Here is a 13,878-nt window from a genome sequence, read left to right as displayed (position 1 = left end):
GATCAAGAGATATTTTTTGATAACCGACATTTGCCGGTTATTTACACTGCGCTCGACAATGTAGGGTAATCTCATAGACCTGTATGAGCACGGAGAAACGATCCACAGCTGCAAGCCTAAAAGGCTCTGCCCAACGGAAGTCTTCGGCGTCCACAAAGCCTGTAGAGAGCTATTTTCTCAACCGCGACGAGTCTTGGCTCAAGTTCAATCAACGTGTGCTCGAAGAAGCGCAGGACCCTGAAAACCCCCTCCTCGAGCGCGTGAAATTTCTTGCAATTACAGCCAGCAACCTGGATGAGTTCTTTGAGATTCGGGTAGCTGGAACACTCCAAAGGCTCGAAGAAGGCTTCCACCAGCCATTTCCGGATGAAGGTGGTCTGACCCCTGAGGAGCGTCTGGATCTCATCAGCAAGCAGATGGCTGAGTTTGTAGCTGCTCAATATCATTGCTGGAACCAGCTCCTTCTCCCAGCCATGCACAAGGAGAAGATTAGGGTCCTGCGTTGGGGAGAGCTCAGCGAGCCTGCCCGCGCGCATGCATCGCAGTTCTATATCGATGAAGTCGATCCCCTCCTCACTCCCGTGACAATCGACCCTTCGCATCCCTTCCCGCGTGTCTTGAACAAGGCACTCTGCCTTGCTCTGCTCCTGCGTTATAAGAGGAAGCGTAGCGATCGTTCGCGCAATACGGTACCTTCTTTGGGCGTTGTAACCGTCCCGCGTTCCCTTCCCCGCCTGATCGTTCTGCCCAGTGAAGACGGCTATTACGACTTCATCATGCTGCACGAGCTGATCGAATCACAGGTAGAAAAGATGTTTCGCGGATATGAAGTCCTGACCCGCGTTCCCTTTCGCGTGACTCGCAATAGCAATCTTTATATGCAGGAAGAAGAGTCGCGTTCTGTGCTGGAGAGCGTGCGTTCGGAGCTGCACAATCGCCGCAAAGGCGACGCCGTGCGACTCGAGATTGAAAGCAGCGCGCCTGAGGAGATCGTCGAGCGGCTGCGCATAAACTTCGAGCTCGAACCCTGGCAGGTCTACAAAACCGACGGTCCCGTCAATCTCTCTCGACTAATGAATCTGTATTCCGAAGTCAAAAGGCCGGCGCTAAAGTTTCCCGTCTTCTCCGGCAAGGAGTTCAGGCTCAGCCCCAAAAGCACAGATATCTTCGATGAACTACGAAAGAGAGACGTTCTGCTCCATCATCCCTTCGACTCCTACTCTACCGTCGAGGAATTTATCGAAGCTGGTGCGATCGATCCAAATGTCATTTCCATTAAGCAAACGCTGTACCGTACCAGTAAGGACTCTCCCATCTTTCGCTCCTTGATTGAAGCGGCCCAAAGCAAAGATGTGACCGTTGTCGTCGAGCTGATGGCGCGTTTCGATGAAGACTCCAACATCCGCTGGGCACGTGAATTGGAAGACGCAGGCGTTGGTGTCTATCACGGCATCTATGGCTTCAAAACTCATTGCAAACTCGCCCTGCTGGTTCGCCGCGATCCTGATGGAATAGTGCGGCGTTATGCTCATCTCGGAACTGGAAACTACAACCCAGTCACCGCCCGCTTTTACACTGACATCAGCCTGCTCACCTCACGCATCGAACTAACCTCTGCTGTGCAGAAGGTCTTCAATTACCTGACCGCCGAGACGGAATCCACAAGTTACGACCCACTCCTCGTGGCTCCACTCACATTGGCGGACAAGCTCATCGGTCTGATTGAGCGCGAAACCGAGCATGCGAAGGCCGGGCATCCCTCGGGTATTATCGCGAAGATGAATGGCCTTCTGGATCAACGCACAGTCGAGACGCTTTACAAGGCTTCACAGGCAGGCGTGGAGATTGATCTGATTGTCCGTGGAACGTGCTCGCTACGACCGGGAGTGAAGGGCCTCAGCGAAAAGATACGCGTTCGAAGCATCGTCGGAAGATTTCTGGAACATAGCCGTATTTTTCATTTTAAAAACGGCGGCGAAGAGGAGCTCTATTGCGGCAGTGCCGACTGGATGCCAAGAAACCTGGTGGAGCGATGCGAAGTCGTCTTTCCCATCGCACAACCCGACCTCAAGAAACGTCTGCGTGACGAGATCTTAGCTTCCTACCTGAAAGACAACACAAAGGCTCGGTTGCTACAACCAAATGGAGAGTATATCCGTGCACTAAAGAGCGGTGAATCATTCGCTGCTCAGGATTACTTAATGAGTCTTGTCACCGATTCGACTGAAGAAAAGATTCTTGTCAGAAAACCTTCTGGCGATTGACTGGATGTCACCTCCCAATAGGAGATGACATCCATGACCCTACTGCACCTTCAACGTGATGGTTGAAGTGTGAACAAGTCCGTTCGACGCCGTCGCCGTCACATCCAGGATGTAGGTTCCAGCGGTAGCATTCTTCGTTGTCCCACCCGGTGTGGGATTATTGTTGTTACTGCTACTGCTGCCCCCACCACATCCAGAGATGCTGAAAGCTCCCATAGAGAGCAGCAACACAAGAAGTGGCGTAAAGCGACGGCGCTTAGGCATAACGAAGAAGAGAAGTCCTGCCAGAGTTATCCCAGATCCAGCCACATACCAGCGCGAACCCGGGCGATCATTTTTACGCAAACTCGATGTAGTTGTCGTCGTCTGCGATGCGGTTATCGTCAGAGTTGATGTACCAGAAGCACCCGCCGCGAGATTCACCGACGAAGCCGAGAACGAATAGGATGCGGCAATGGATGAAGTCGCAACAACATTGAAAGTCACCGGACCGTTGAAGCCATTCAGAGAGGCTACCGTAAAGGTGATCCCTGAAGCTGTTGCTCCCGAAGCGACCGTAGTGTTATTCGTGCAGGGCGACAAAGAAAAATCAGATTGATTCGAGTAGGTAAAATCCGCCGCCAATGTTCCCTGCGAGCCAGAGTATGTACTATCCCCCAGGTAAACCGCTCCGACCTTGTGGCTCCCTGAGATCTGGCTGTTGGTAAAGGAGTAGGATACTGTCCCATTGCTGAGCGTGACGACCGCTCCAGAGATCGGCTTGCCATCAAGCACGATCTGGACGTTTCCTGTCGGAGCCCCTAATGACGTACTGGTGCTAGCATTGGTCACCGTAATCGTAAGATTGAGAGCACCCGAGACACCGCAAGTGTTGCCATTATTCGTTGCTGTGACCGTGGTATTCGAGAGCGCCGTACCTGTAGTACTGGTAGTTCCGGTCGGCGTCGCCGAGCTCCACTTCGCGGCGAGATTCGCTACGTCCAAAGAACCCCAGCCAGTCGTCAGATCGTAGCCCGTACCTGCGCTGTAGCCGATTGACCCTCCACTCGGGCAGTCTGTAGTGCCCAGCTGACACGAGGAATTATTATTGCCGCTCGTGATGTCGTGAAAGACGCTGCTGGCAAACTGACCATTCGCCAGTCCATAGACCATTGGATTGATATTCCCTAGCCTGCCAGTAGTACCACCTCCAAGCTGCTGCTCGATCAATGCAAAAATTCCCGCCAGCGATGGCGCAACAGCCGAGGTTCCTCCAACTACGTTGAGATTACCCGCAGAGTTTCTAAAACCATTCGTACACGATCCTTGCGAGCAGAAGAGATATCCATCGTGGCTTGCGGCTGCGTTTAGAGAGATATCCGGCACATCACGTACGTTGTCCTGCGGAACACCTGTACCTACCTGCCAGGCAGGCTTGGCGAAGTACGCACTCGCTCCTCCTCCGCCGGCAGACAGACCGGTCGAGTTCGATTCGTTCCATACGACCTCTGGAATGTAGCTCAACGCGGATCCAGCGTTATTGGTCGAAGAGCTGCTGTTTGAATTCCAGTAAGATGTCGTCCCGGTAGCCGAACCTTCATTGAACATTGTTCCGCCCGCCGAAGTGACAAAAGGGGAACTTCCGGGAAAATCGACCGCAAGTCCGAAGTCTGCGGGGGGAGCCGTATCACAATCCGTCGCACCGGAATCACCTGATGCACTGAAGATGGTTATGCCTTGCGCATTCGCTTGTTGAAAGTACTGGTTCAGCGTATTCAGGCTTGATTGGCCCCAGGCTGATTCACAGTTCCCGTAACTCAACGAAATGATCGGCGCGACATTATTTGTAATCGCATAAAGCAGGGCATCAACAACCGAAGCCGTCGAACTGGCTCCCACAGTAACAAACTGAATGCTTGCGTTTGGAGCGACAGCTCCCGACCACTCAACATCCAGTTGGGCTTCATCGATATCAGCGGATACAGTCCCAGCAACGTATCCTGTTGCCTTTACAATTGTGGGGACATTCGCCGGAAGTCCCGCCGCCGAACGAAACGCGGCAACATCCGCCAAGCTGATATCAGTCTGCCCAATAGCCGCAATCGAAATTCCAGACCCGTTAATATTCTGCTGTTGCAACAGAGGGTTCAGATCGTAGATCGTATAAAAATCGCCCGGAGCGATATAGTGATTTCCTGTCGTCGATGATGTGAAGTGTGGCCGGACAATTGCACGCGAATGAGGCTTAAAGTCATTCAACCCGGTAATGCCCACCACCAGGTTCGCAATCGGCGAAGGAAGCTGCGGATCTGTAACGTTCGAGATGTGCTGCACTCCGTTCTCTGTTAGGGAATGGATACTGGTATTGAAAGCGCTCTCGATCTGCCCAATCGTTCCACTCACTGTAATCGAGTTCTGGCTGGGAGCGACTGCAACCACCTGAAGACCTTTTCCCGTCAACCAGGACTGGACCTTTGCCATATCAGCACTGGCAAGTCCGAACCGCGCTCCGTATTGCTGCGGATTAAGCCACTGGTGGTAATGGGGAGAAGAGGGATTTTGCAGATCAGCAAGAAGTTGCGTCAGATCAGCCTGCTGGGCAGTCGTCAAACTAAAGTGAAGCGTAACCGCCGAAAGCGTGCGTCCGCTGGAAGCCTCTCCCAAATCAGCCGACTGCTTCACCCTCGGCGAAATCGTCTCCCGAACAGGGGCTCGATCTGCATCGGTGATCGCCGTTCTGATGCGAGCTTGGGGCGTTGCCGCATTCGCAAAAGAAGGCCCAAAAACTGCGAAGAAAGAAACTAGAAAACGGGAGACCAGATTGCTACGGATCGACATTTTTCCCAACAACTTTCTTACGTTGATACTGCTGCCTCCGCGGAGGCCAATTAGGTTAAAACCGCCCAAGAACCGGAAAAGCATTTCTATAGACCTGAAGCGCAACAAAAGGTTTCGGTAGGTCTGCATTTATCCGACACGATAGACGATAAAAACATGGGGAGGACGCAGCACTCAGTAAATTTTTACCAGCCGTGGACTGGATACTCATCAGTATGCTGAAGAATCGCCCCTTGCGGCAGAAGAATATGCAACAGCAATCCCAAATCGGGCCGATAGTATCGAGCTATAAAGCATACTTCCCCGCCTGGATCACATGTTGAGCCACCTGACGGCGCAGACCGATAGCATCGACAGGGTCATGCTTTGCCAGCCTGCGCAGGATGGTCATTTGCGTTCGCAGCATATCTCCTTCAGCGACAGTAGCGATAACCCTTCGGGCAGCCAGTTCAATCTTTTCCATCGCAGCCTCTGCATAGATTCGCGCCATCGCAACAGCAACCTCAGCAGCGCTCTTTTGACCCGCCTTCTCGGCGCGCAAAATGGCCGACTCCATTGCATAGACCTCGATGACCATGTCAGCGATTGCCCCCATCACCTCCTGCTGATCGGCGAGTTGCTGCATGTACTTCTGTGTTGCTGCCCCTGCGGCAAAGAGGGTCAGTTTTTTTGCATTGGCCAGAAGCGCATATTCCTCTGCCAGCGCTCCTTCACGTTCTTCCCTCTCCAGTGGACCTGCAATCACCTCATCCATTAGCTGCTTAATCGCGGGCATCAGCGCCAGTTTTCCCGCCATCGCCGACTTCATCAACCAACCGGTAATGATCAGACGATTGATCTCATTCGTTCCCTCGAAGATGCGGTTGATGCGCGAATCTCGATAAGCCCGCTCCGCCGGATAGTCCTCTACATAGCCATAGCCGCCATAGATCTGAAGCACCTCATCAACCACGTGGTCGAGCATCTCCGATCCCCACACCTTGCAGATCGAACACTCCACAGCATAGTCCTCAATCGCCTTCTGAATCGCAGCTGTATCGTGCTTGTCAACCTCTGCAAGAGCAGCATCGATCATCCCGATCGTGCGATACGAAATCGCCTCACCAACAAAGACGCCAACGGCACAGTCCGCCAGCTTTTCCTGAATCATTCCAAACTCGGCAATAGGCTTCCCGAACGCTTTGCGCTCCTTTGAATAGCGAATGCCGTTACCAAGAGACATTCGAGCGCCCCCGACAGCAGCAGCCCCCAGCTTGTACCGGCCTACATTCAGAATGTTGAAGGCGATATGGTGCCCTTTTCCAACCTCGCCCAACAGATTCGACGCCGGAATTTTACAATCCTTCAGGATTAACGGACAGGTCGAACTACCCCGGATACCGAGCTTGTGCTCCTCTTTCCCTACCGTAAAACCGGAGGTCCCACGCTCTACCAGAAATGCCGTCAGCCGCTCCTTTCCTGCATCTTTCCCTTCCTTCACCTCACACTTGGCAAAGATCGTAAAGAGATCGGCAAAACCACCGTTCGTAATCCACATCTTCTCGCCATTCAGGGTGTAGCTCTGCCCATCGTCCGAAAGCACCGCACGCGTATGCGCATTCAATGCATCGGAACCGGAGGAAGATTCAGACAGTGCATAGGCTCCAATAAACTCGCCACTGGCCAGCTTTGGCAGGTATTTCTTCTTCTGCTCCTGCGTTCCATACCAAACAATTGGCAGTGTTCCAATCCCTACATGGGCCGAGAACGAGACCGAAAAGCTTCCCTGCTTGGCGATATTGTCCGCAATGATAGCGGAGGTGACTTTGTCCATCTCCAACCCGCCGTACTCCTCCGGAATATCAACCGAAGTCAGCCCCAGTTCACTCGCAGCTTTGATCAGCTTCCGTGTCACGGCAAAATCCTTCGCTTCTATCGCGTCGGATGCCGGGACAATCTCGTTCGTGGCAAATTCAGCCGTCGTCTGCGCGATCTGACGATGCTCCTCGGTAAAGTCCTCCGGGAAAAAACAATCAGCGGGTGCAGGATTGGAGATAAGGAAACTGCCACCGGAGAGGACCTTCTTATTGTCCGTGGGTGCAGCCGTCAATGTAACCATCGATCACCTCGCCTTGCTAATTCACCAGTTCGAATATTCCCGCCGCGCCCATGCCTCCGCCAACACACATCGTCACCATGCCATACTTCGCATTACGTCGCGACATCTCGCGCAGCAGTGTCGCTGTCAGCTTGGCTCCGGTACATCCCAATGGATGCCCCAGCGCAATCGCTCCACCGTTAACGTTGAGCTTCGCGGGATCGATGCCCAACACCTTCACCACCGCCAGCGACTGTGCCGCAAAAGCCTCGTTCAGCTCAATCACGTCAATCTGATCCAGCGTAAGCGCCGCCATCTTGAGTACTTTGGGGATCGCGTGAACCGGACCAATCCCCATCTCCTCCGGATCGCAACCCGCATAAGCAAATGCGACGAACCTTGCCATCGGCTTGATCCCCAGAGCCTTCGCCCGCTCAGACGACATCACCACCGCGGCCGCCGCGCCATCCGAAGTCTGCGAAGAATTCCCTGCCGTGACCGTTCCCTTGGCATGAAAGACCGGCTTCAACTTTGCAAGAGCCTCAAGCGAGGTATCAACCCGTGGACCTTCATCCGTCTTGAAAATCGCTTCGGTTGTCTTCGCTTTACCCTTTTCGTCCAGTGCAGTATTCACCACTTTGATCGGAACAATCTCGTCTTCGAATCTTCCCGATTGAATCGCAGCCAAAGCCTTCTGATGACTCTGGAAGGAAAACTCGTCCATCGCCTCTCGCCCGATGCCGTAGTGTTTTGCGACTCGCTCCGCTGTCAACCCCATCGACATATAGCTGCCGGGGTAGTTCTCCACGAGCCACGGATTCACCGAGATTTTATTTCCGCCGAAGGGCACATACGACATGCTCTCTGTGCCTCCAGCAATGATTACATCCGCCGATCCACCACGAATCCGATCGGCAGCCAACGCAATCGACTGCAACCCCGAAGCACAGTACCGATTGATCGTCATGGCCGACGCTGTCACCGGCAGTCCTGCACGGAAGCTCGCCACACGCGCAACATTCATTCCCTGCTCCGCTTCAGGCATCGCACAGCCGAGAATTACGTCTTCGATCTCTGAACGATCCAACTGAGGCAATCTCTCCAGCGCGCCATTAATCGCGAAGGCTGCGAGGTCATCAGGGCGCGTCGTACGCAACATACCCCGTGGGGCCTTTCCAACCGCTGTACGAACCGTCGACGCAATGATGACTTCCCTCATACAGAGCTCCTAGTTCCTCAGCGGCTTTCCCGTCTTCAACGTAAAGGCGATTCGGTCCTGCGTCTTCTTTTCGCCGCAGAGAGAGAGGAAGGCCTCACGCTCCAGATCAACCAGATACTGTTCACTTACCAGCGTTCCCGGCACCACTGCCCCCCCGGTCAACACCTTCGCTACATGATTTGCAACCTTCACATCATGATCCGAGATATACTCTCCTTCGCGCATCGTCCATACCGCCAGCTTCAGCGTCGCTAAGATGGACTCTCCCGGAGCAGGAATGTCAGCACGCGGCACCGGAGGCACATAACCAGCATCTGCCAACGCCCGCGCTCGCAGCTTTCCATCCACCACCAGCCGATCACGATTCACGGTAACGTCATCGCTATGTCGTAAAAAGTTCAAGCCATACGCTTCGGCTGCCGAGGTCGATACCGTCGCCTTCGCAATCGTCTCGAAGTTCTTCTTGATCGCTTCAAAGATCTCCACCGACTCGCCACGGGCATCTGGCCGAATACTCGAACCTGCCTCGATGGAGCGCAGGAGCATCTCTTTGCAGCCGCCACCACCGGGAATCAGCCCCACACCCGTCTCCACCAGTCCCATGTAAAGTTCAGCATGTGCCTGCCGCGCTGCCGCGTGCAAACTCATCTCCACCCCACCACCAAGGCACATCCCATAAGGAGCAACGACAACAGGCCTGGGGCAAAATTTAATCGCCTGCGTCATTCCCTGAAAGGCCCGCACCGCAAGATCAACCTCGTCCCACTCCTCATCCTGAATGGTCAGCAGAAGCTGCATCAGGTTAGCGCCGACAGAGAAGTTCGCCGAATCGCCAGTGATAACAAAGCCCTCGAAGTTCGCCACATGCTCACCCGAAGCCTTCAATGTCTGCGTAACGAACGATACGATATCGCCACCAAGCGCATTCATCTTCGAGTGCAACTCTATGGCCGCAATTCCATCTCCCAGGTCGATGAGTGATGCTCCGGCATTCTTCCTAATCACCCCGCGAGCTTTTTGGATCGTCGCAAGAGACGCCGTTCCCGAGACTGCGGGCACGGGTTTGTAGCTTTCGCTGAAGGGGTCGAAGTAGAGCCGCCCACTCGGTACGCTGGCATCGTCCTTATACCAGGTGGGATTCGGTTCGTTATTCTTCTCAGTCCACTTCAGCAGCCTCTCGACATTCTCCGCAACCGGAGTGCCTGCTGCACGCATCTTCTCCGTCGTCGCTAAAACGCCAACAGCGTCAAACATCTCAAATGGCCCCAACTCCCAGTTGAATCCGGTGCGCATGGCCGTATCGATCTCGACGATATTCGCGGCAGGCTCGCTGCCATCGGCAGAGACGCGGTTCGCCGCATAGGTAAAGAGCTCCGTCAATAATGCCCAGTAAAACTGGGCGGCCTTGTCGCTGGCTGGATCACCCTTCAGAAGCTGAGCAACACGCGCCGAGGTCGATTCAATGTTCTTCGCCATTTCCAGCGAAGCAAATTTTGGCCTCTCTGTTGGAGAATATTCAAGCGTCTTCCAATCCAACACCAGACGAACGTCTCGCCCTTCAGCATCCTTGCCTTGTTTCTTGTAGAAACCCTGGCCTACCTTATCGCCAAGCCACTTCTTCTCCAGCATGGTTGCAATAAAGTCAGGCAGTTTTACATCGGCTCGCTCATCGCCGATGCGTGCGGCCTTTGCCTCAAAGTTTTTCGCCACATGCGCCAGAACATCAATTCCGACCATATCCCCCAGACGAAACGTCCCTGTCTTGGGCCAACCCAAAGGTGCGCCTGTCAGGGCATCGATCTGTTCAATGCTCAGATCCTGCTGTTGCATCAACCGGATCGCATTGGCCATCGAAAAGGTTCCGATGCGGTTGGCGATAAAGTTCGGTGTATCGCGTGAGGTCACAATCGACTTGCCCAAACGCTGATCGCAGAAGTGCGTGATGGCCGCGACAGCATCATGATCGGTCTCAGCCAATGGAATCACTTCCAGGAGTCGCATATAGCGCGGCGGATTGAAGAAGTGCGTCCCAAAGAAAAATGGTTTCACCTCAACAGGCAGAGCTTCTGCAAGACTCGCGATCGGGATCCCGCTCGTATTGGTCGTCAGAACAGCATCCGGGCTTCGATGCTGGAACACTTTTTTATAAAGCCCCTGCTTAATCTCAAGGTCTTCAGCAACTGCCTCGACAATCCAGTCACAGCTCGCAATCAGCCCAAGATCGTCATCAAAGTTACCCGGCGTAATCAGTCGCACAGAGTCAACCGTATAAAGAGCGGCGGGCTTCGATTTCTTAAGAAGTTCCAGAGCAGTCAGCGCAAACTTGCTTCGCTCGGACTTCGGGGCATCGCGACCGGTTCCAGAAGGAACCATATCGAGCAGCACGACAGGAATTCCTGCATTTGCCACATGTGCTGCGATTCGCGACCCCATCGTGCCGGCCCCAAGCACTGCAACCTTGCGGATCATTCGGACCGGAGCGGAATCTTTCGCCATGCAGTTTTCTCTCCCCCCATCCAAAGTATTTCAACGCGGAGGAAGAATACTGAATGGCCATTCAGTGAGTCAAGAAAAGCCCTATGAATCATTGATGAATCTGCACTTACAAAGAATTCTTGTATCTCTCACCTGCCATTTCGACCGAAGCAAAACAGTGCCATCGTCCTGTGAAGTGGAGAAAATCGCTTTTCTGCAGTTAATCTTTGTCGACGCAACAAAAGCCGTTATGATGGGGCGTCGGGACAAGCAGATCATTTACATATAAAAAACATCTTTCATAAAACAGGAACCGGCAACATGAAATCGTTCTCCAGAAGAGAGTTTTGCATGCTGGCTGGCGGAGTTGCCGCCGACGTCGCAGGGCAGCGCTTATCCGCCGCACCCGTCCAAGGAGCTTATTCCCTCGTAGCATCCACTGACCGCGAACGTATTCTCTCTGCTGCGAACCGGTACCTTGCAGAGAAGCCCGTAACGGTGACGGCATCGCACTCCGATCGCAGCCCGGGTGGACCGCACGACTTCTTCTCCGAAGGCGACTACTGGTGGCCTGATCCCAAAAATCCAGGCGGACCCTATATTCGTCGCGATGGCGAATCCAACCCTGCCAACTTCAACGGTCACCGTGAGGCCATGATTCGGCTCAGCCTCATCGTCCCCGCCCTAACCGCCGCATGGGTTTTGACGCACCAGAAAAAGTATGCAGACCATGCTGGCCAACATCTGCGGGCGTGGTTTGTCGATCCAGCCACAAAAATGAATCCGAACCTTCAATACGCCCAAGCCATCTTCGGCGTTAGCAAAGGCCGCGGCACCGGCATCATCGACACTCTGCATCTTGTCGAAGTCGCACGCGCGGCAACCCTCTTAAATCGAGCCAGTGTCCTGAACTCCGGCAATGAGATTCAACGTTGGTTTGCTGAATATCTGGAATGGATGCGCACCTCGAAGAACGGGCAGGAAGAGCGCGACGCAAAAAATAATCACGGCACCTGCTGGGTCCTTCAGGCCGGTGAGTTCGCCCGCTTTACTGAGAACAACGAAGCGATGCAGTGGTGCCGCGACCGCTTCCGCACCGTATTGGTCCCGGAGCAGATCGCACCGGACGGAAGACTTCCCCTCGAATTAGCTCGAACCAAACCCTACAGTTACTCGCTCTTCGATATGGATGTGCTCTGCGGAGTCGCCCAGAGCCTCACTGTCCCGCAGGAAAATCTGTGGGCTTTCTCTACGCCAGATGGTCGTGGCCTGAAGAAGCTGATGGAATTTATGGTCCCCTTTGTCGACGACAAATCGAAGTGGCCCTTCGCCCATGATGTCGAGCACTGGGATGATTTTCCGGTTCGCAATCCCGCGCTGCTCTTTGCCGGTCTGGCCTACGACAAACCGGAGTACATCACCGTTTGGAAGAAGCTGAATCCTGACCCAACCGTCCCCGAGGTCATCCGGAACTTCCCCATTCGTCAGCCTCTTCTGTGGATTTCCTAAAGACACCCTCCCCCTATCACCCATCGGAGGAAAGCACATCTTTTCAATAACTTAACGAGATATTGATGCGTAAAATATTGGGAACAAATGAGTTAGATGCCAAAATATAGATTACAAACGACTTAAGAGAACAACCCCGGAAACCCGGGGTTGTTTTTCTTACTCTGCTTTTATTCTAACAGGGAAGGATGATTGGATTTGCAAATGCAAATCCATGAAATAACAAGGCTTATACGATTTATCGCTTGACAGGATTAAGGATCAGCGTTTTCCTCCTGCCAGCCGGTTCATCTCATAACCTGCCATCAAGAATCCGCCGACTCCATAGACATGGCTTGACGACGGTTTGAACCTGCCCGGCTGACCATCGACCGGCTGGATCGAACCAAGCCGCCCGTCGGCGTAGACATGCTTCAGCATTCCCGCCCACGACTTCTCGACAACGGGAAGATAGGTCTTGCGATCGAGGATGTGCTCGTTGATTCCATAGGCGATGGCATAGGTAAAGAAGGCTGAGCCCGAGATCTCCGGCAGATCGTACGCATCCGGATCGAGCAGACCGGAACGCCACAACCCATCCTTACTCTGGATGGATTTGACCTCTTCGGCCATCTGTTTGAACTGCTCGACGTATTTGGCGCGTGTGGGATAGTTCTTTGGCATAATCTCGAGAACCTTCACCAGCCCGCCCATGACCCAACCGTTTCCACGTGACCAATAAAGATTCTTCCCATTGGCCTGCTTCTGGGTAAGGTAACGCTCATCACGGAAGTAAAGATGATCCTGCTGGTTGTAGAGTGTCTTCGAAGTGAGCCACCACTCGTGGTCCATATAGTCGAGATACTTCTTATCTCCCGTCGCAAGATACATCCGCGACAACACGGGAGGAGCCATGTAGAGGGCATCGCACCACCACCACAGCAGCTTCGGCTCATCAGGTCGAACCACGAGACGATCCATGATCTCCTTGGTGTTTGCCATCCGCTCCGGCTTGCGAGCGTTCTTCGAGTCACCCAAATAGAGATCCATATAAGCCTTGCCCATCGCCTCGTCGTCCGCGTGCGGGAAGCGGTTATCGATGAGCTGCCACTTCTCTTCTTCGGAGAATTTCAGCACGGCATCGCGAAAAGCCGGATCGCCCGTTGCCTTGGAGGCGGCAAGCAGGCCGTCGTAGAGCGCCGCGTAAGTCCACAGGCGATTGAAGGTCGGTTCGGCAACCTTCACCTGCCAGGCCGCGACCTTCTTGACGACAGCCTGGATAGCCTGCGGCTTCAACTCTGAAGAGATGTCAGTCGCCAGCGGTCCCGGATCATCGGGCGCATCGCCGGACGCCTTGGAGTCTGGCACCGGCTTCGCGCTGGCAGTCGATGGTGTTTGCGCAGACACCTGGGTTTGCCATCCTGCCACCGAGCCCAGGGCAAAGAGACTAAGTGCACAGACGCGGCAAGCGGCGGAGAGGTCGAAACGCGAGCGATGGGGTCGGAAAAGTTCTGCCAGAGACATAGAGAAGGGGGTCC

7 protein-coding genes are annotated in these 13,878 nt (G+C 53.9%); 2 read left to right on the top strand and 5 right to left on the bottom strand.

The features are described 5' to 3' along the window. The first annotated feature begins 83 nt into the window (after positions 1–83). Positions 84–2,264 carry a polyphosphate kinase 1 gene (ppk1, locus tag H7846_RS08355; protein WP_186695993.1) on the top strand — a complete coding sequence of 727 codons (2,181 nt, stop codon included), beginning with the start codon at positions 84–86 and terminating at the stop codon, positions 2,262–2,264. A 39-nt stretch (positions 2,265–2,303) separates the two neighbouring features. On the opposite strand, the gene H7846_RS08350 is transcribed toward ppk1, so the two are convergent. The 4 genes from H7846_RS08350 to H7846_RS08335 form a co-directional block, all read right to left on the bottom strand. Continuing rightward, entirely contained in the window at positions 2,304–5,081 is a 2,778-nt protein-coding gene (locus H7846_RS08350) for a protease pro-enzyme activation domain-containing protein (RefSeq protein WP_186695992.1), read from the bottom strand. 286 nt (positions 5,082–5,367) lie between these two features. Beyond that, on the bottom strand, positions 5,368–7,179 hold the full coding sequence (locus H7846_RS08345; RefSeq protein WP_186695991.1) for an acyl-CoA dehydrogenase family protein: 1,812 nt from the start codon (positions 7,177–7,179) through the stop codon (positions 5,368–5,370). 16 nt (positions 7,180–7,195) lie between these two features. Beyond that, positions 7,196–8,377, bottom strand: a complete 1,182-nt coding sequence (locus tag H7846_RS08340) for an acetyl-CoA C-acyltransferase (protein WP_186695990.1) — start codon at positions 8,375–8,377, stop codon at positions 7,196–7,198. A 9-nt stretch (positions 8,378–8,386) separates the two neighbouring features. Continuing rightward, the gene (locus H7846_RS08335) at positions 8,387–10,873 is read right to left on the bottom strand and encodes a 3-hydroxyacyl-CoA dehydrogenase/enoyl-CoA hydratase family protein (protein ID WP_186695989.1); all 2,487 of its coding nucleotides are present in this window, start codon (positions 10,871–10,873) and stop codon (positions 8,387–8,389) included. 300 nt (positions 10,874–11,173) lie between these two features. Here H7846_RS08335 and H7846_RS08330 point away from each other — a divergent pair, with 300 nt between their 5' ends. Next, positions 11,174–12,361 carry an alginate lyase family protein gene (locus H7846_RS08330; RefSeq protein ID WP_186695988.1) on the top strand — a complete coding sequence of 396 codons (1,188 nt, stop codon included), beginning with the start codon at positions 11,174–11,176 and terminating at the stop codon, positions 12,359–12,361. A 261-nt stretch (positions 12,362–12,622) separates the two neighbouring features. On the opposite strand, the gene H7846_RS08325 is transcribed toward H7846_RS08330, so the two are convergent. Beyond that, on the bottom strand, positions 12,623–13,864 hold the full coding sequence (locus H7846_RS08325; RefSeq protein ID WP_186695987.1) for a glycoside hydrolase family 88/105 protein: 1,242 nt from the start codon (positions 13,862–13,864) through the stop codon (positions 12,623–12,625). Positions 13,865–13,878: the final 14 nt, after the last annotated feature.

The sequence above is a fragment of the Edaphobacter sp. 4G125 genome, from assembly GCF_014274685.1.
In the GTDB taxonomy this organism is placed as follows: domain Bacteria; phylum Acidobacteriota; class Terriglobia; order Terriglobales; family Acidobacteriaceae; genus Edaphobacter.
This window is presented reverse-complemented; position numbering and strand designations above follow the sequence as displayed.